This is a genomic window from Pseudomonas sp. 10C3, assembly GCF_036346185.1.
Taxonomy (GTDB): Bacteria; Pseudomonadota; Gammaproteobacteria; order Pseudomonadales; family Pseudomonadaceae; genus Aquipseudomonas.
In genome coordinates this window covers 19,501-37,741 of sequence record NZ_JASJVE010000009.1, presented here as the reverse complement: position 1 = coordinate 37,741, position 18,241 = coordinate 19,501, and the positions used below count along the sequence as shown (strand labels likewise).

Annotated in this window: 15 protein-coding genes; 8 read left to right on the top strand and 7 right to left on the bottom strand. The window is 59.0% G+C overall.

Annotated features, from left to right (window positions below; translation table 11 throughout):
* The first annotated feature begins 36 nt into the window (after positions 1-36).
* The 5 genes from QN399_RS10365 to gcvP all read left to right on the top strand — a co-directional run bounded on the left by QN399_RS10365 (position 37) and on the right by gcvP (position 7,445).
* Positions 37-1,038, top strand: coding sequence for an extracellular solute-binding protein (locus QN399_RS10365; protein WP_330200909.1), 1,002 nt, complete (start codon positions 37-39; stop codon positions 1,036-1,038).
* Positions 1,039-1,161: 123 nt separating this feature from the next.
* Positions 1,162-2,778 carry an iron ABC transporter permease gene (locus QN399_RS10360; protein ID WP_330200908.1) on the top strand — a complete coding sequence of 539 codons (1,617 nt, stop codon included), beginning with the start codon at positions 1,162-1,164 and terminating at the stop codon, positions 2,776-2,778.
* A gap of 155 nt (positions 2,779-2,933) precedes the next feature.
* Positions 2,934-4,016 carry a glycine cleavage system aminomethyltransferase GcvT gene (gcvT, locus tag QN399_RS10355; RefSeq protein ID WP_330200907.1) on the top strand — a complete coding sequence of 361 codons (1,083 nt, stop codon included), beginning with the start codon at positions 2,934-2,936 and terminating at the stop codon, positions 4,014-4,016.
* Between the two features lie 46 nt (positions 4,017-4,062).
* Complete coding sequence (gene gcvH, locus QN399_RS10350) at positions 4,063-4,446, top strand: glycine cleavage system protein GcvH (RefSeq protein WP_322176928.1); 384 nt, start codon at positions 4,063-4,065, stop codon at positions 4,444-4,446.
* 125 nt (positions 4,447-4,571) lie between these two features.
* Positions 4,572-7,445, top strand: a complete 2,874-nt coding sequence (gcvP, locus tag QN399_RS10345) for an aminomethyl-transferring glycine dehydrogenase (RefSeq protein ID WP_330200906.1) — start codon at positions 4,572-4,574, stop codon at positions 7,443-7,445.
* 66 nt (positions 7,446-7,511) lie between these two features.
* Here gcvP and QN399_RS10340 read toward each other — a convergent pair whose 3' ends face one another.
* From QN399_RS10340 to QN399_RS10320, 5 genes are all read right to left on the bottom strand, one after another.
* Positions 7,512-7,832: a DUF2388 domain-containing protein gene (locus QN399_RS10340; RefSeq protein ID WP_322176926.1), complete on the bottom strand. Its 321-nt coding sequence runs from the start codon at positions 7,830-7,832 to the stop codon at positions 7,512-7,514.
* A 71-nt stretch (positions 7,833-7,903) separates the two neighbouring features.
* A complete protein-coding gene (locus tag QN399_RS10335; protein WP_330200940.1) occupies positions 7,904-8,353 on the bottom strand; it encodes an NfeD family protein in 450 nt (149 codons plus the stop codon).
* A gap of 13 nt (positions 8,354-8,366) precedes the next feature.
* The gene (locus tag QN399_RS10330; RefSeq protein ID WP_219062944.1) at positions 8,367-9,287 is read right to left on the bottom strand and encodes an SPFH domain-containing protein; all 921 of its coding nucleotides are present in this window, start codon (positions 9,285-9,287) and stop codon (positions 8,367-8,369) included.
* Between the two features lie 194 nt (positions 9,288-9,481).
* Positions 9,482-11,266: an ATPase, T2SS/T4P/T4SS family gene (locus QN399_RS10325; RefSeq protein WP_322176925.1), complete on the bottom strand. Its 1,785-nt coding sequence runs from the start codon at positions 11,264-11,266 to the stop codon at positions 9,482-9,484.
* 117 nt (positions 11,267-11,383) lie between these two features.
* Positions 11,384-11,731, bottom strand: a complete 348-nt coding sequence (locus QN399_RS10320; RefSeq protein ID WP_322176924.1) for a hypothetical protein — start codon at positions 11,729-11,731, stop codon at positions 11,384-11,386.
* Positions 11,732-11,859: 128 nt separating this feature from the next.
* Between QN399_RS10320 and QN399_RS10315 the strand changes: the two genes are divergently transcribed.
* A complete protein-coding gene (locus QN399_RS10315) occupies positions 11,860-12,330 on the top strand; it encodes an Lrp/AsnC family transcriptional regulator (RefSeq protein ID WP_322176923.1) in 471 nt (156 codons plus the stop codon).
* A gap of 99 nt (positions 12,331-12,429) precedes the next feature.
* Here QN399_RS10315 and QN399_RS10310 read toward each other — a convergent pair whose 3' ends face one another.
* Positions 12,430-13,797, bottom strand: a complete 1,368-nt coding sequence (locus tag QN399_RS10310; protein ID WP_322176922.1) for a CYTH domain-containing protein — start codon at positions 13,795-13,797, stop codon at positions 12,430-12,432.
* Between the two features lie 142 nt (positions 13,798-13,939).
* Here QN399_RS10310 and argE point away from each other — a divergent pair, with 142 nt between their 5' ends.
* Positions 13,940-15,088 carry an acetylornithine deacetylase gene (gene argE / locus QN399_RS10305; RefSeq protein ID WP_330200905.1) on the top strand — a complete coding sequence of 383 codons (1,149 nt, stop codon included), beginning with the start codon at positions 13,940-13,942 and terminating at the stop codon, positions 15,086-15,088.
* Between the two features lie 146 nt (positions 15,089-15,234).
* Positions 15,235-16,533, top strand: coding sequence for an amino-acid N-acetyltransferase (gene argA, locus QN399_RS10300; protein WP_322176920.1), 1,299 nt, complete (start codon positions 15,235-15,237; stop codon positions 16,531-16,533).
* Between the two features lie 57 nt (positions 16,534-16,590).
* Here argA and gshA read toward each other — a convergent pair whose 3' ends face one another.
* Complete coding sequence (gshA, locus tag QN399_RS10295; protein WP_322176919.1) at positions 16,591-18,177, bottom strand: glutamate--cysteine ligase; 1,587 nt, start codon at positions 18,175-18,177, stop codon at positions 16,591-16,593.
* Positions 18,178-18,241: the final 64 nt, after the last annotated feature.

The window sequence follows — 18,241 nt, the reverse complement described above, 5'->3', positions numbered from 1 at the left end:
CATTTCGACTCAATTTTCTGACACGAGACCACTCCCATGCAGGTAAGCAAGCGTATTCTGACTGCCTTGGCACTGACAGTGCTCGGCAGCGCCGCCCAGGCCGCCGATGAGGTAGTGGTGTACTCATCGCGTATCGATGAGCTGATCAAACCGGTATTCGACGCTTACACCGCTGAAACCGGGGTCAAGATAAAGTTCATCACGGACAAGGAAGCGCCGCTGATGCAACGGATCAAGGCCGAGGGCAAGAACGCCACGGCGGACCTGCTGCTCACGGTCGACGCCGGTAACCTGTGGCAAGCCGAGCAAATGGGCATTCTCCAGCCGTTTACCTCACCCGTGATCGACGCCAACATTCCTAAACAATACCGCTCGTCCACCCACAGCTGGACCGGTCTGAGCCTGCGCGCGCGGACCATCGCCTACTCCACCGACCGGGTAAAACCGACTGACTTGTCCACCTACGAAGCGCTGGCGGACAAAAATTGGGAAGGGCGCCTGTGCCTGCGTACGGCGAAGAAGGTCTACAACCAATCGCTGACGGCGACCCTGATCGAAACCCACGGTGCCGAGCAGTCCGAAAATATCCTCAAGGGTTGGGTCAATAACCTGTCGACCGACGTGTTCTCCGATGACATCGCTGTGCTGGAAGCGATCAACGCCGGGCAGTGTGATGTCGGCATCGTCAACACTTACTACTACGGTCGTCTGCACAAGCAGAACCCGAAACTGGCGGTGAAGTTGTTCTGGCCCAATCAGTCGGATCGTGGCGTTCACGTCAATCTTTCGGGCGTCGGCTTGACCCAGCACGCACCGCATCCTGAAGCGGCCAAGGCATTGGTCGAGTGGATGACCAAGCCGCAAGCGCAGAAAATCTTTGCGGACATCAATCAGGAGTTCCCTGCTAACCCAGCCGTTGCGCCATCGGCAGAAGTCGCCAGCTGGGGCGCCTTCAAGGCGGATACTATCCCCGTCGAAGTGGCAGGCAAGCGTCAGGCTGAAGCTATCCGCATGATGGATCGCGCTGGCTGGAATTGAGTTAGCCAGGCATACCCTGTCGCCTGGATCGCGGGCGAACGCGCGCCTACAGGTCGCAATCTGCTGTAGGCGCGCTTGCCCGCGATGGCACTTTTCGTATTTCCCCTCTTTTGAGAACCCTCCGTGGCCCATTCCGCACAACGCCGTTGGTACCCGCTGGTCTTTGCCATCGCGGCGTTGGTGCTGTTGCCGGTGAGTGTGTTGCTGCTGTCCTGGCAAACCATCGATCAGCAAATCTGGGGGCATTTGTGGGAAACCCAGATGCCGCGCCTGTTGGGCAACACTTTGCAGCTCATCGTGGGCGTCGGTATCGGGGTGACCGTGCTCGGTGTCAGCCTCGCGTGGCTGACCAGCTTGTGCGAGTTTCCCGGCCGTCGCTGGCTGGATTGGGCATTGATGTTGCCGTTTGCGATTCCGGCCTATGTGCTGGCGTTCGTCTTCGTCGGCCTGCTGGATTTCGCCGGGCCGGTGCAAACCCTGCTGCGCGACGTGTTTGGCAGCGGCCTGCGCCTGCCGCGCGTGCGATCCACCGGCGGGGTGATCATCGTCCTGGTGTTGGTGTTCTACCCGTATGTGTATCTGCTGGCGCGCACGGCGTTCCTTGCGCAGGGCAAGGGCTTGATGGAAGCGGCGCGAGTGCTCGGCCAATCGCCCTGGCAGGCGTTCTGGCGAGTGGCGTTGCCCATGGCGAGGCCCGCGATAGGCGCAGGTGTGGCGTTGGCGCTGATGGAGACGCTGGCGGACTTCGGTGCCGTGGCCGTGTTCAACTTTGACACCTTCACCACCGCCATCTACAAAACCTGGTACGGCTTCTTCAGTCTCTCCAGCGCGGCGCAGTTGGCGAGCCTGTTGCTGCTGGCAGTGATGGTCGTGCTGTATGGCGAGCGCCGTGCCCGTGGTGCAAGCCGCCCGAGTAACGAGCGCCCCAGGGTCAAGGCGCTGTACCACCTGCGCGGTTTGAAAGCGCTGGCCGCCAGTGCCTGGTGCGGCTTGGTGTTTGTCTGCGCGTTTGTGATTCCGCTGCTGCAATTGATCGTGTGGGTCTGGCAGCGCGGCCGCTTCGATCTGGATGAGCGCTACACTGGGCTAATCCTGCACACCCTGTATTTGGGCAGCATGGCAGCACTGATCACTGTCAGTGTGGCGCTGATCCTGGCCTTCGCCCGCCGTTTGGCGCCGACCCGGGCGATCCGCTCTGGCGTGAGCCTGGCGAATCTGGGTTATGCGCTGCCGGGTTCGGTGTTGGCCGTGTCGATCATGCTGGCGTTCAGCTATCTGGATCGCGAGCTGGTCATCCCGCTGTCGACTTTGCTCGGCGGGGCTGGCAAGCCGTTGCTGCTGGGGAGTCTGGCGGCATTACTGCTGGCCTATCTGGTGCGGTTCATTGCGGTGGCCTATGGGCCGCTGGAAAATAGCCTGGCGCGCATCCGGCCTTCGCTTCCAGAAGCCGCGCGCAGTCTGGGGGTCAGCGGCCCACGGTTGTTCTTCAAGGTTTACCTGCCATTACTGGTGCCCGGCGCCTTGAGCGCTGCGCTGCTGGTCTTCGTCGATGTGCTGAAAGAGATGCCGGCAACCTTGCTGATGCGTCCATTTGGGTGGGATACCCTGGCGGTACGAATCTTCGAGATGACCAGTGAAGGCGAGTGGGCGAGAGCCGCGTTACCCGCGCTGACCCTGATTCTGGTGGGGTTGCTACCGGTCATCGGTTTGATCCGGCGTTCGGCCCGTCAGATCGGCTAGGTGCGGGCCCATCACCATGCGGATACAATGCGCCGCAATCGGTGCGGTCTGTCAGACTCGTCGGGTCGTTGAAACCTGCTGGAAGCCTCTGTTTTAGAGGCTTTGCCCGGTGTCGCGCCTCTCCGCACCTTCGCCACGCCCGGAAGGAGAAACCCATGGGACAGCGTACGCCCCTCTTTGACCTGCACGTCGCACTTGGCGCCAAGATGGTCGATTTTGGTGGTTGGGATATGCCGTTGCATTACGGCTCACAAGTCGAGGAGCACCATCAAGTGCGCCGCGACTGTGGGGTTTTCGATGTTTCTCATATGACCGTCATCGACATCGCTGGCAGTCAGGCCAAGGCCTGGCTCCAGTATTTACTGGCGAATGACGTCGGTCGCCTGCTTGAGCCTGGCCGAGCGCTGTACAGTGCAATGCTCAACACCGAGGGTGGTGTGATCGACGACATGCTCGTCTATCTCACCGACAGCGGTTATCGTCTGGTGGTAAATGCGGCGACTGGCGCCAAGGACCTTGCCTGGATGCACGCGCATCTGGCGGCCTTCGAGGTCCAACTGGTCGAGCGTAGCGACCTCGCGATGTTAGCGATTCAAGGCCCCCACGCGCGACACAAAATCGCCGAACTGGTGACCAGCGCACGCGGTGCATTGATCCAGCATCTGCAGCCCTTCGAAGGGCGCAGCGAAGGCGACTGGTTCATCGCCCGTACCGGTTACACCGGTGAAGACGGCCTGGAAATCATTCTGCCCGCGGCTCAAGCCCCAGGGTTTTTCAACGATCTGGTCGGCGCGGGTATTTCGCCTATCGGCCTGGGCGCACGCGATACGTTGCGCCTTGAGGCCGGGATGAACCTTTATGGCCAGGATATAGACGAGCAGGTATCGCCGTTGGCGGCCAACATGGCCTGGACCATCGCCTGGGAGCCTGCCGAGCGTGATTTCATCGGGCGCACCGCGGTTGAAAAAGAGCGGGCTGCGGGCGTGAAGCTCAAGCTGGTCGGGCTGGTGCTGGAGGAACGCGGGGTATTGCGCGCCCATCAGGTCGTCCGAATCGCAGAAGTTGGCGAAGGAGAGATCACCAGTGGTAGTTTCTCGCCTACGCTAAGCAAATCGATTGCCTTGGCGCGTGTGCCAATGGCGACCGCTGACCGGGCCGAGGTGGAAATCCGCGGCAAGTGGTATCCGGTTCGCGTGGTACAACCTAATTTCGTACGTCATGGCAAAGCCTTGATCTAACTTTCTCTGGCGGTTTTTCCGCTGACCTGATGTAGAGGATGACTATATGAGCAATATCCCCGCTGATCTGCGTTTTGCCGAAAGCCACGAATGGGCTCGCCTTGAAACTGACGGCACGGTAACCGTTGGTATCTCCGACCACGCTCAGGAAGCCTTGGGTGATGTCGTGTACGTCGAACTGCCGGAAATCGGCACAGTGTTTGCCGCTGGCGATACAGCGGGCGTGGTCGAGTCGGTTAAAGCAGCGTCGGATATTTACTCGCCAGTGTCGGGTGAAGTGATTGCGACCAACGAAGGCCTGGGTGGCTCCCCGGAGCTGTTGAACAGCGACCCATACGGGGCGTGGATCTTCAAGGTCAAGCCAGGCAACACCGCCGAGATGGAAAAACTGCTGGACGCAGCGGCTTATAAAAGCGCGATTGGCGAGTAACGATTTAGCGCAAAGAAGGGCCGCGTGAACAGTGTATAGATAGTTTCTCTACACAAATGGCAATCTCTTCCTAGACTCAATAGGCCTCGACCTGTCGAGGCTTTGTCTTATAAGAGAGCGCCGTCATGTCCCAGTTGCCGTCCTTGAGCCAGTTGCAAGACCCGAATGTCTTCCTGCGGCGCCACCTTGGCCCGGATGCCAGGGAGCAGCAGGCTATGCTCGAAACACTTGGCGTGACCAGCCGAACGGAACTGATCGAGCAGACGGTGCCGCCGGCCATCCGCTTCAATCGGGCGCTGGAGTTGCCTGCCGCGCTCGACGAGGACGCCGCGCTGGCCAAGCTCAAAGGCTACGCCGAGCAGAATCAGGTGTGGACCAGCCTGATCGGCATGGGCTACCACGGCACCCTCACGCCGACCGTGATTGTGCGCAACGTCCTGGAAAATCCTGGCTGGTACACCGCCTATACGCCTTATCAGCCCGAGATCGCTCAAGGCCGCCTTGAAGCGCTGTTGAATTTTCAGCAACTGACCATCGACCTGACGGGTCTGGAACTGGCCAACGCCTCCTTGCTCGACGAAGCCACCGCTGCCGCCGAGGCCATGGCCCTGGCCAAGCGCGTCGCCAAGTCCAGAAGCAACTTGTTTTTCGTCGACGAAAACTGCCACCCGCAAACTATTTCCGTGGTTCAGACGCGGGCGCAAGGTTTCGGCTTCGAACTGATCATCGATTCGGTGGACAATCTCTCCAGGCACAAGGTCTTTGGTGCGCTGCTGCAATACCCGGATACCCACGGAGAAATTCGCGACCTGCGCCCGTTGATCGAGCAACTGCATGTCCAGCAAGCGCTGGCCTGCGTGTCGGCTGACCTGCTTAGCCTGTTGCTGCTGACCCCGCCGGGAGAAATGGGCGCCGACGTGGTATTTGGTTCGTCGCAACGTTTTGGCGTACCGATGGGCTATGGCGGCCCGCACGCGGCCTATTTTGCCTGTCGCGATGAGTTCAAACGTGCAATGCCGGGGCGGATCATCGGTGTGTCCAAAGACGCGCGTGGCAACGTGGCTTTGCGCATGGCCCTGCAAACCCGTGAACAGCATATCCGCCGCGAGAAGGCCAACTCCAACATCTGCACCGCGCAAGTCTTGCTGGCCAATATCGCCAGCTTCTATGCGGTGTATCACGGGCCTGAAGGGCTCAAGCGCATCGCCCAGCGGGTTCACCGGCTGACCACCATTCTGGCAGCGGGTTTAGCGCGCAAAGGGCTGCAGCGGGTCAACAGACGGTTCTTCGACACCTTGACCCTGGATGTCGGCGGTAGCCAGAGCGCAATCCTCGACAGCGCCAGGGATGTACAGATTAACCTGCGCATTCTTGGGGACGGCAAGCTGGGGCTGAGCCTGGATGAACGTTGCAGCGAGGCGACCGTAGAGCGCCTGTTCGATATATTTCTGGGGGCCGATCATGGGCTTAACATCGCCGAACTGGACGCGGAAACTCTGGAATCAGGTATTCCCGGCGCGTTGCTGCGCACCTCGGCGTACCTGACCCATCCGGTGTTCAGCATGCATCACAGCGAAACCGAGATGCTGCGTTACCTCAAGCAGCTGGAGAACAAGGACCTGGCGCTGGACCAGTCAATGATTCCCCTCGGTTCGTGCACCATGAAACTCAACGCCACCAGCGAAATGATCCCTATTACCTGGCCCGAGTTCGCCAATCTGCATCCTTTCGTTCCACGTGAACAGGCGCTCGGTTACACCGCCATGATTGACGAACTCGAAGCCTGGCTGTGCGCGATCACCGGTTTCGACGCTGTTTGCATGCAACCCAACTCCGGCGCGCAAGGCGAATATGCCGGGCTGCTGGCGATCCACAAATACCACCTGAGCCGTCATGAGGATAAGCGTGAGATTTGCCTTATCCCTTCGTCGGCGCATGGCACCAACCCGGCATCGGCTCAGATGGCCGGCATGCACGTGGTGATCGTTGAGTGCGACAAGGCGGGTAACGTTGACCTTGCTGACTTGAAAGCCAAGGCGCAAGAAGCGGGGGACACGTTGTCGTGCCTGATGGTCACCTATCCCTCTACCCATGACGTGTATGAAGAAGGCATTCGCGATATCTGCGAGATTATTCACAGCCATGGCGGCCAGGTGTACATGGATGGCGCCAACCTCAACGCCCAGGTCGGGCTGGCCCGGCCAGCAGACATCGGTGCCGATGTGTCGCACATGAACCTGCACAAAACGTTCTGTATCCCGCATGGCGGTGGCGGTCCAGGCATGGGGCCGATTGGCGTGCGCGCCCATTTGGCGCCGTTTGTGGCCAACCACCCGGTGGTCCCACTGGAAGGGCCGAACCCGCAGAATACGGCTGTCAGCGCTGCGCCTTGGGGCAGTGCAAGCATTTTGCCGATCAGTTGGATGTACATCGCGATGATGGGCCCGCAATTGGCGGATGCCAGTGAAGTGGCGATCCTCAGCGCGAATTATCTGGCGCAGCAATTGGGTGGCGCGTTCCCGCTGCTCTACAGCGGCCGCAATGACCGCGTCGCGCACGAGTGCATCATTGATTTGCGTCCGATCAAGGCGCAAACGGGGATCAGCGAAGAGGACGTCGCCAAGCGCCTGATGGATTATGGTTTTCACGCGCCGACCATGTCATTCCCTGTCCCCGGCACCTTGATGATCGAGCCCACTGAAAGTGAGTCCAAGGCAGAGCTGGATCGCTTTATCGAGGCGATGCTCAGTATTCGCGCGGAAATCACCGAGGTGCAAAACGGCAGTTGGCCTGGCGAAAACAATCCGTTGAAGGGCGCACCGCATACCCTGGCTGACATCACCGGCATCTGGGAACGCCCGTACAGCATCGCCCAGGCAGTCACGCCCACTCGGCATACACGGCTGCACAAGTATTGGCCCGCGGTGAACCGGGTAGACAATGTTTACGGTGACCGGAATCTGTTCTGCGCCTGCGTGCCGGTGGATGAATATCGCTAAGTAGTGGCCATAAAAAATGCCGCTCGATGAGCGGCATTTCAATGTGCGCTAGCGGTCAGTCATGAATCATTCGGCGGCAACCAGATTCTTTGTCAGAATCGCGTTCGCCAATTCCATGTCCGTGGCTTTGAGCCCTGGGTTATCGGTACGTACCTGTTCCATGGCAGCTTCCAGGAACGGACCGCGGATACCACCTTCGCTGGCGACGAAGCTACCCGCATCATCCTGAGCGGCAACGATCAGCTTACGGTCATGTCTGAAGGTCAGGTACGTGGAAGCTGTTGTGGCGCCTGATGAAAGCACGTCTCGCAAGAATCCGTCTGCCATTGCTGACCCGACGGGGAGTGAAAGCAAAGCCAATGTAAATACTGCAAGCTTAAGGCGCATGATAGGTGACTCCGACGTGGTTGTTCTAAAAGATTGGATTGTCGAAGCCTCGTCGGAGTTCCGTACCTGACTCAGGATATAGCTTCAACTCTCAAAATAGCGCCTTCCTGGCTGACTACCCGCACCTGACTGCCCACCGGCAGGTCGGGGCCGATTACCATCCACACGCCATCATTCACTTTGATCTTTCCGCGTCCGCCGACAATCGCACTCTGGACCACAAACGTGTGCCCGATCAGTTCTTGCCCGCGCATGTTCAGACCCGGTTGATCCGAAGGACGAACCACGTTGCGTTGACGCCGCCACCAATACAACGCCGTCAGGACCGAAAGCAGACCGAACAACAGAAATTGCAGGGTCCATGGCAGCGCGGGGATCAAAAAGCTGAGAACCCCAACGCCTGCCGCCGCGACACCGATCCACAGCAAATAGCCGCCAGCGCCGAACACTTCAAGAATCAGCAACACCGTGCCCAGCCCCAGCCAGTCCCAGAACGACAGGTGTTGCAGGTAGTCCCAGATCATGGGTCGCGCCTCAGCCCTTTTTAGTGTCGAAGGTAGCTTTGACGATCTCGCCGATACCGCCCACGGCACCAATCACTTGACTGGCTTCGAGTGGCATCAAGATCACTTTGCTGTTGTTGGCTGACGCGAGTTTACCCAGCGCATCGATGTATTTCTGTGCGACAAAATAGTTGATCGCCTGCACGTTGCCGTTGGCAATCGCTTCGGACACCACTTGGGTGGCCCGTGCCTCTGCTTCGGCTTGACGCTCCCGCGCCTCGGATTCAAGGAACGCCGCCTGACGACCGCCTTCGGCTTCGAGGATCTGTGCCTGCTTCTTGCCTTCAGCGGTGAGAATCGCCGATGCCCGAAGGCCTTCTGCTTCCAGAATCTGCGCGCGCTTGATCCGCTCCGCTTTCATCTGCCCGGACATTGCAGCCATCAGATCGGCGGGCGGGCTGATGTCCTTGATCTCGATCCGGGTGATCTTTATTCCCCATGGCGCGGTCGCTTCATCGACAGTGCGCAGCAGCTTTTCATTGATGCCGTCGCGCTGACTAAGCATGGCATCCAGTTCCATGGAGCCGAGCACCGTACGGATATTGGTTTGCAGCAGGTTACGGATCGCGTGCTCGAGGTTATTCACCTCGTACGCGGCCTGCGCGGTGTTGACCACCTGAAAGAAGCACACCGCATCAATCTGCACCGTGGCGTTGTCAGCGGTGATGACTTCCTGCGGCGGGATATCCAGCACGCTTTCCATCACATTGATCTTGCGCCCGATACGGTCCATCACCGGCACGATGATGTTGAGGCCCGGTTTCAGGGTATTGGTATAACGGCCAAAGCGTTCCACCGTCCATTGATAACCTTGCGGCACCACCTTGAAACCCATGAACACAATGGCAATCGCCAGCCCGACGAAAAGTAAAAGCACACTACCGATTTGCATAACGGTTCCCTGTTTTGGTTATGGATTGTCTGGTGATGAACGGCTCATTTAGGCAGAAATACGAGGGTGATGGCGATATAATTCAGAATAGATTTGTACAAAATGTGCCGAATACATTGGCTTCCACAGGACATGTGCTGTCCAGTGTGGAGCCAATTCATTCGCGATGACAGTGTGTCAGACAAGGATAACCATCACCGCTGCTCACTCTGCGGCGTTACCCGCAACACCTCTTCGAGCGTGGTCAGCCCGGCGGATATTTTCTGCGCGCCGGACAAGCGCAAGCTGCGCATGCCTTCCTTGAAGGCTTGGCGGCGTATGGCGGTGAGGTCGAGGTCGGCGCTGATCAGGGCTTTGACGCTGTCGGACATCAACATGATTTCGTACACTCCGGCGCGGCCGCGATACCCGGTGTCACGGCATTCTACGCAGCCGACAGCGCGTTGAGCACCGCTCGGGACAGGTGCTTGCCACGGGCGGGTCAGGGTTTGCCAGTCGCTTTCTTCCAGCTCGATGGGGGCTTTGCAGTGCGGGCAGAGAGTGCGCACCAGTCGTTGGGCCATGACGCCGAGGAGGGTGGCCTTGAGCAGGTAATGGGGCACGCCCAGTTCCAGTAGGCGGCTAATGGCGCTCGGCGCGTCGTTGGTGTGCAGGGTGGACAGCACGAGGTGGCCGGTCAGCGCGGCCTGGATCGCCATTTCTGCGGTCTCCAGATCACGAATTTCGCCGATCATGATGATGTCCGGGTCCTGACGCATCAGTGCGCGCACGCCGCTGGCAAACGTCAGGTCGATGTTGTGCTGGACCTGCATCTGGTTGAACGCCGGCTCGACCATCTCGATGGGGTCTTCAATGGTGCAGAGATTGACCTCCGAGGTCGCCAGCTTTTTCAGGGTTGTATAAAGCGTCGTGGTCTTGCCCGAACCGGTTGGGCCCGTGACCAGAATGATGCCGTTGGGTTGCTGAGTCATGTCCTGCCAGCGGCGCAGGTCATCGCCGGAAAAGCCCAGTTGGTCGAAGTTTTTCAGCAGCACTTCCGGGTCGAAAATCCGCATCACCATCTTTTCGCCGAATGCGGTGGGCAAGGTCGACAGGCGCAGCTCGACTTCGCCGCCCTCAGGCGTGGTGGTCTTGACCCGGCCATCCTGCGGTTTGCGTTTCTCGGCAACGTTCATTCGCCCCAGGCTTTTCAGGCGGCTGACGATGGCCATGGTGACTTGGGCTGGAAATTGATAGACGTTGTGCAGCACGCCGTCGATGCGAAAACGCACGGTGCCCTGTTCACGGCGGGGCTCGATATGGATATCGCTGGCACGCTGCTGGAACGCATATTGGAACAGCCAATCGACGATGTTGACGATGTGCGCGTCGTTGGCGTCGGGTTCCTGGTCACTGGCGCCGAGCTTGAGCAACTGTTCAAAATTGCCCAGATTGCTCATTTTCAGATCAGAGGCATTGGCACCGCTGACCGACTTCGCCAGCCGGAAAAACTCCACGGCCAAACGCTGGATGTCTGCCGGATTGGCGACTACGCGTTTGATCGGCAATTTCAGTACATGCGTCAGGTCTGCTTCCCAGGCGCTGACGAAGGGCTGGGCACTGGCGATGGTCACCGATTCGCGGTCCACGGCCACCGCGAGGATCTTGTGTCGTTGGGCAAAAGCGTACGACATCAGCGGCGTGATGGCCGCAACGTCGATCTTCAGCGGATCGATGCGCAGGTAAGGCTGACCGACCTGCTGCGCGAGCCAGAGGGTGAGGCTTTCCAGGTCGAGCTTCTTGCCAGGCCGCTTTAAATCATCGAGATGTTGGGCGGCGATGAACTCCAGCGGGTGCAATTGAATGTTCAGAGCTGAACGGCGCAGAGTGAGCGCGTATTCAGCACTTTCTTGATCGGTAAACCCTTGAGCAACCAAGTCGTGTAGCAGATCGTTGAGATCCAGCCAACGGTCTTGGGTAACTGAGGCGAGGACGGACATGCGGGCTCCTTGGGACAGTTCTGCTCTGACCGGCTAATGGCAAGACAAGAATAGTCCCCGGCGCGTCGCATGTGTTACCCGGAGCGAGGTGAAGGGTTGCGAAAATTTACCGAATCATTATCCGACGGCCAGAACTACCTGTTGCGGTAAGACGTTCTGAATTGGATTGGGTTCCAGGGTGACTGAACAAATATTGATCAAGTTACGCATTTTTTCGCCAATGACTTGCGCCCGGTGCCAGCTTAATCCGTCCAGCTGGACGTCAATCATCAGCATCTGATCTTGCTGCAAAACGCTGACCTGTTGCGGAATCAAATACTGCATCGCAAACAGATTCAGCACCCGGCATAAAAGGTCGGGCTCTGCCTCGGCAAGGATTTGATAGTACGCACGGGTATGGGCATTGCTGGAGGACCAGACGTCAGGGCGCAGTGGCGCGGAACTTGAAAATTCAAACGTTGGCATGCGGGCCTCTCCTGTTTCTACTGAGGGAGATTTTTGCATACGGAAAAAGAAATTTCTTATCGATGATCGATTGTATTAGCCTTATTGCGACTTGTTAATGCAGGTTTATCTGTGAATAGGAGATTTTTATGCAAGGCGAGCTGGACCTCTATGATCGGAAAATTCTGGCGTTGCTGCAGGAAGACGCTTCGCTCTCCAGCGCGCAAATTGCCGAACAGGTCGGCTTGTCGCAATCGCCGTGTTGGCGGCGCATTCAGCGTCTCAAGGATGAGGGGGTAATCCGACGTCAGGTCACATTGCTGGACCGCAAGAAAATCGGCCTCAATACGCAAATTTTCGCCGAGGTAAAACTCAATGCCCATGGCCGCTCCAACTTCACGGAGTTTACCGAAGCCATTCGCGGTTTTCCGGAGGTGCTGGAGTGTTATGTGCTGATGGGGTCGGTGGACTTTTTGCTGCGCATTGTGACTGCGGATATCGAGGCTTATGAGCGGTTCTTCTTTGAGAAGTTATCGCTGGTGCCGGGGATTCAGGAGGTCAACTCGACGGTGGCGTTGTCAGAGATCAAATCCACCACGAGTTTGCCGATATTGGGCTGACGGGGTGCCAGGTGGACCGCGTCAGGCCATTCGCATTTGAATTCGCTCCCCCGGAAAACATGCAATCCTTGTGGGGCAAATTCATTTGTGAAGTCGGTATTACAACCGCAGCAAGGTCTTCCATGCGCGGCTTTGGAACACCACAACGGTCTGTTGCACGCGCGCGTCGAGGATTTCGTCGCTGATCGGCTCAAGCGCCAATTGCTCAAGTTTGTTCAGCTCGCCGTACAAGCGGTCCAGCTCTGGCAAATCCAGTACGCCACGGGCCAAATGCAGCCAGGCCTGAATGCGTTCTATGCGCGGCAGTTGTTCCGCCAGGTCTTCCGGTTGTTGCTGATAGCGACCCAATTGCAGCGAAGTCGCTTCTTCAGCCAGCAGGCGCGGTACCCAGTTAGCCAGTTGCGCCGCGCCCTGGCGGTTGCCGCGGGTGTTGCGGTCAGCGGTCCAACTGCGAGCCAGCAGCCAGCGCGAGGTGTTCAAGGAGAACAGGCCCCAACGGGTGTCGGTAAGCTCTTCGATGAACTGGGCGGGCGCTTCGGTGCGGACGTCGGGGTCGTCTTGACCAGCCTGGACCAGCGGGCGCCAGTCTTCGAGCAAGGCGTCCAGCGATGCGCGCAACTCGTGGGTCGAGGTGCGTGGCGCGGCCTGACCCAGGCTGCCAACCAACGCGCGCAGTTCGGACAGCAACGCCACCCAATCCTGCAACAAACGCCAGTGGCCGTTGAAACGGTACTGCTCAGCCAGACGCTGGCTGCTGGCCAACAAATGCCAGGCCAGCGCGGCGAAGGCGTCGTCCAGCGGCATTTCTGCGGTCAGTTCAGGTGCCGGTAGGCTCAGTGAGTAGCTATTGGCGTCGAACAGGCGATAGCCACGCTCGGCTTTGCTGATGTCGCAGGGCATCAACGGCAGCGTGGCAGCCAGTTCAGCGGCCAGCTCCAGCAGCGCGGAAGGATCACCTTCGCGCAGTTCCAGCTCCAGTTCGCAGATTTCTTCTTCCTGCTTGCCAGCAACTACCCGGCCTAGGTCCAGAGCAGCTTCAATCACGACTTTAGCCTTGCCACGACCCCAGGCGATTTCCGCACGTTCGCGGACGAAGTCGGTGGTGAACGCCGGTTTGATGGTCTTTTTATCCAGCTCGGCCAGCTCTTCCGGCCAGCATTCGCCATCGAGCTTTTTAAGGTCGAGCTTGGCTTTGGGCAGATCCCAATTGTATTCATTGCGCTCGGACAGGCCAGCAACGCTTTGCCCGCGAGTCTTCAACGTCTGAATGATCGCGTCGCCATCACGGCGCAGGCGCAGGGCCACTTTGGCATTTGCCAGGTCGCGTTCAGGCGTGTCGAAATACTGATTGAACAGCTCAAGGCGTTCCCAGCCACTTTTGTTGCGCTTTTTCAGCAGTGGGTGGTCGCGCAGGGCGGCGAGGGTTTCGCGGCTGACGCGGAGTTTGATTTCGGTTTCTTTCTGCATGGCCGGGGAATCCAAGCGCTAATCGCTAATAACGGGAGCGCAGCCTGCAAATACGTGGCTGCTGAGGCCGAACAGTGTACAGGACATGTTTATTCATGGGGGCCGATAGCCCTATGATGGTGCTCAAACGAGGAGATTACTCATGCCCTTGCCGTCCATGAAAGACCAGTTTTCCGCGTTGATTGCAGCGCCGTCGGTGAGTTGCACCCAGCCCGCGCTGGATCAATCCAACCGTGCCGTGATCGATCTGCTGGCGACCTGGCTGGGTGATCTGGGGTTTGCCTGTGACATTCAGCAGGTGTCGCCCGGCAAGTTCAACCTGTTGGCGAGTTTCGGCAGCGGCCCGGGCGGTCTGGTATTGGCTGGGCACAGCGACACCGTGCCGTTCGATGGCGCGCTGTGGCAAACCGATCCGCTCAAACTGACCGAGGTCGATGGGCGTTGGGTAGGGCTGGGCAGTTGCGACATGAAAGGCTTCTTTGCCTTGGTCATCGAAGCAGTGCAGCCGTTGCTCGATCAACCGTTCAAGCAACCGTTGTTGATTCTCGCCACCTGCGATGAAGAAAGCTCCATGGCCGGCGCTCGAGCGTTGGCCGCAGCGGGTCGTCCTTTGGGTCGTGCAGCGGTGATCGGTGAGCCGACCGGGCTCAAGCCGATTCGCCTGCACAAGGGCGTAATGATGGAGCGCATCAATATTCTCGGCCGCAGCGGCCATTCGTCCGACCCGAGTCTGGGTCACAGCGCGCTGGAGGCGATGCACGCGGCGATCAGCGAATTGAAGGGCCTGCGTCAGCAATGGCAAGGCGAATACAACAACCCGCAGTTCAGCGTGCCACAGCCGACCCTGAACTTCGGGTGCATTCATGGCGGTGACAACCCGAACCGGATTTGCGGTCAATGCTCGCTGGAGTTCGACATGCGGCCCCTGCCGGGCATGGACCCGCAGGTGTTGCGTGCCGCGATTCGGCAGAAGCTGCAACCGCTGGCAGAACTGCATAAGGTGCAAATAGACTATGCGCCGCTGTTTCCCGAAGTGCCGCCGTTCGAACAGGCCGCCGATGCCGAATTGGTGCGCGTCGCCGAACGTCTGACCGGGCATCGCGCCGAGGCAGTAGCGTTTGGCACCGAAGCGCCTTATCTTCAGCGCCTGGGCTGCGAAACCCTGGTTTTGGGCCCTGGTGACATTGCCTGTGCTCATCAGCCAGGCGAATACCTTGAAATGTCACGCTTGCAGCCTACGGTGCGTCTATTACGTCAGTTGGTTGAACATTATTGCCTGACCCCCGCATGAGTCGGGTCAGCTCAAGTGATTTCGAAGCCGTTGGGCTCTAAATAGAAGGAGAATGCGCGTGTTGCCAAGCCTGTTCCGACGATAACCACCACAGTGCTGTGTGTGTTCTTACGCGTTCGTCCAATCTTTTACAGGCTCTTCAAGTCATGCCCGACTACGTTAACTGGCTTCGCCATGCTTCGCCTTACATCAATGCCCACCGCGATTGCACCTTTGTTGTCATGCTGCCCGGCGACGGTATAGATCATCCGAATTTCGGCAATATCGTCCATGACCTGGTGCTGTTGCACAGCCTCGGCGTGCGACTGGTGCTGGTGTACGGCTCTCGCCCGCAGATTGAAAGCCGTCTGGCGGCGCGCGGCCTGACACCGCAATTCCATCGTAATTTGCGGGTCACCGATGCGGCGACCCTCGAATGCGTCATCGACGCGGTAGGCTCCCTGCGTGTCGCTATCGAAGCACGCCTGTCCATGGACATGGCCGCTTCACCGATGCAGGGTTCGCGCTTGCGCGTGGCGGGTGGCAATCTGGTGACTGCGCGGCCGATTGGTGTGGTCGAAGGCGTGGATTATCACCACACAGGCGAAGTGCGCCGGGTCGACCGCAAAGGCATCAACCGCCTGCTCGACGAGCGCTCCATCGTGTTGCTGTCGCCGCTGGGGTATTCGCCGACGGGGGAGACGTTCAACATCGCCTGCGAAGACGTCGCCACCCGCGCCGCCATTGACCTGGGCGCGGATAAATTGCTGCTGTTCGGTGCCGAGAGCGGCCTGCTGGATGACCAGGGCAAGTTGGTGCGCGAGCTGCGTCCACAACAAGTTCCGGCGCACATGCTAAGGCTGGGGAGCAACTATCAGGCCGAACTGCTCGATGCAGCGGCGCAAGCGTGCCGTGGCGGTGTCGGTCGCAGCCATATCATCAGTTACGCCGAAGACGGTGCTTTGTTGACCGAGCTGTTCACCCGCGACGGTTGCGGCACGCTGGTCGCGCAAGAGCAGTTTGAACTGGTGCGTGAGGCGGCGATTGAAGACGTCGGCGGTTTGCTGGATTTGATCACTCCGCTGGAAGAGCAGGGGATTCTGGTGCGCCGTTCGCGCGAAGTATTGGAGCGCGAGATCGAGCAATTCAGCGTGGTCGAGCGCGAAGGGCTGATCATTGCCTGTGCCGCGCTGTACCAGATCGCCGATTCAGATGCTGGCGAGTTGGCCTGCCTGGCCGTCAGTCCGGAATACCGCCATGGCCGGCGTGGCGATGAACTGTTGGAGAGGATTGAAGCCCGGGCCCGGGCGAAGGGCTTGAAGACCCTGTTCGTCCTCACCACCCGCACCGCGCATTGGTTCCGTGAGCGCGGGTTTGAGCCGAGCAGCGTCGACCGCCTGCCCAGCGCACGAGCATCGCTTTACAACTATCAGCGCAATTCGAAAATCTTCGAGAAGGCGTTGTAGGGGCTGTGTCCATCGCGGCGGAACGTGCTTGTAACTGCACGTCCTGCCGCGATGGCGTCAGTTACTGATCGCCAAAATGCTTGCTTGATACGAACCGACAAACGTATCGAAATCGACAATCTCTTCGGTTTGCTCCAGCTCGACCTGTTGGGTAATTGAGTTGCGGGCCAGGGTTTCGAAGTGCAACTGTTCTTCAGCGCTCAACGGTTCGCTGCGGAAGTACTCAGCGTGTACCTGGCTCTGACGGAAGGAGAACGCGGTGAAGCCTTCCTTGTGTTCAGTCATGCTTGCCAGCACTTGTGCCGAAGGTGTCCGTGAAGAATCGTTGACCTTGGCCAATTGCGCGGCCAGGGCTTTAACGTGTTCTTCGCCGCCGTGGCTCTGATCAAGTAGCTGCGACAACGGTGCGATTTTTTCCAGCAACTCGGTGGCCCAGGCTTTCAAGTCGATCGTGGTGTCGTTACGCCGCAATTCCAGACCCGGACGACGACCTTCCTTGACCACCGTCAGGAAGTTCGAGGCTGCGTTGGTACATTCGTTGTTCGCCAGTTGCGGGCTGTCCTGCAGGGCGCAATACAGCACGAACGCGTCGATGAAGCGCGCTTGCTGCAAATCGATACCCATAGGCAGGAAAGGGTTGATGTCCAGGCAGCGGACCTCAACGTATTGCACGCCACGGGCCACCAGCGCCTGAATCGGACGTTCGCCGGAGTAGGTCACGCGTTTAGGGCGAATGTTGGAGTAGTACTCGTTTTCGATCTGCAGGATGTTGGTGTTGAGCTGAATCCACTCGCCATCCTTGTGGGTGCCGATCTCGACATACGGCGGATACGGCGTCGCCACCGCTTTACGCAGGCTGTCGGTGTAGCTGGTCAAGTCGTTGTAGCACGGGGTCAAGCCGGCCTGGGCGTTGCTCTGGTAGCCCAGATCGCTCATGCGCAGGCTGGTGGCGTAGGGCAGGTACAGCGTGTCGGCGTCCCATTGCTCCAACTGATGCGAGCGACCGCGCAAGAAGCTTGCATCCAGTGCCGGCGAGGCGCCGAACAGGTACATCAGTAGCCAGCTGTAACGGCGGAAGTTGCGAATCAGGGCGATATAGGACGCCGACTGATAGTCGCGGTCCGTGCCGACAAAGCCTTCGGCCTGCTTGAGCAGCGGCCAGACTTTTTCCGGCAAGGAGAAGTTGTAGTGAATGCCTGCGATGCACTGCATGGTCTTGCCGTACCGCAAGGCCAGGCCTTTGCGATAGACGTACTTGAGCTGACCGATATTCGAGGTGCCGTAGTAGGCAATCGGGATATCTTCTTCGGCTGGCAGCGGACACGGCATCGAAGGGCTCCACAGGTACTCGTTGCCGAGCTTGCTATAGGCGAATCGATGGATCTTGTCCAGGCTGGACAGGGTTTCGGCCGGGTCCGGCAGCGCGGGCGTGATGAACTCAAGCAGCGACTCGGAGTAATCGGTCGTGATTTGCTCGTGGGTCAGCGCTGCGCCCAGTTGCTCCGGGTGCGGCGTCTGCGCCAGGCGTGCTTCGCCCGTCACGCGCAGGCATTCACGCTCAATCCCGTGCAGGCACTGCTCCATCAGGGAGAGGTTAGTGCGCTCGCTAAGCAGAGCCAGGCGGCGGTTGAGAAGTTCGCTCAAGTTGGATTCCTTCACGCGTCGGTCGCCCCAATATGGGGGTGGAAATGACGGTCTACAAGGGTGA

Bases quoted from the DNA above. Each gene is read 5' to 3' on its own strand.
- QN399_RS10365 (WP_330200909.1), top strand. From the start codon at position 37: ATGCAGGTAAGCAAGCGTATTCTGACTGCCTTGGCACTGACAGTGCTC.
- gcvT (WP_330200907.1), top strand. From the start codon at position 2,934: ATGGGACAGCGTACGCCCCTCTTTGACCTGCACGTCGCACTTGGCGCC.
- gcvH (WP_322176928.1), top strand. From the start codon at position 4,063: ATGAGCAATATCCCCGCTGATCTGCGTTTTGCCGAAAGCCACGAATGG.
- gcvP (WP_330200906.1), top strand. From the start codon at position 4,572: ATGTCCCAGTTGCCGTCCTTGAGCCAGTTGCAAGACCCGAATGTCTTC.
- QN399_RS10340 (WP_322176926.1), bottom strand. From the start codon at position 7,832: ATGCGCCTTAAGCTTGCAGTATTTACATTGGCTTTGCTTTCACTCCCC.
- QN399_RS10330 (WP_219062944.1), bottom strand. From the start codon at position 9,287: ATGCAAATCGGTAGTGTGCTTTTACTTTTCGTCGGGCTGGCGATTGCC.
- QN399_RS10325 (WP_322176925.1), bottom strand. From the start codon at position 11,266: ATGTCCGTCCTCGCCTCAGTTACCCAAGACCGTTGGCTGGATCTCAAC.
- QN399_RS10320 (WP_322176924.1), bottom strand. From the start codon at position 11,731: ATGCCAACGTTTGAATTTTCAAGTTCCGCGCCACTGCGCCCTGACGTC.
- QN399_RS10315 (WP_322176923.1), top strand. From the start codon at position 11,860: ATGCAAGGCGAGCTGGACCTCTATGATCGGAAAATTCTGGCGTTGCTG.
- QN399_RS10310 (WP_322176922.1), bottom strand. From the start codon at position 13,797: ATGCAGAAAGAAACCGAAATCAAACTCCGCGTCAGCCGCGAAACCCTC.
- argE (WP_330200905.1), top strand. From the start codon at position 13,940: ATGCCCTTGCCGTCCATGAAAGACCAGTTTTCCGCGTTGATTGCAGCG.
- argA (WP_322176920.1), top strand. From the start codon at position 15,235: ATGCCCGACTACGTTAACTGGCTTCGCCATGCTTCGCCTTACATCAAT.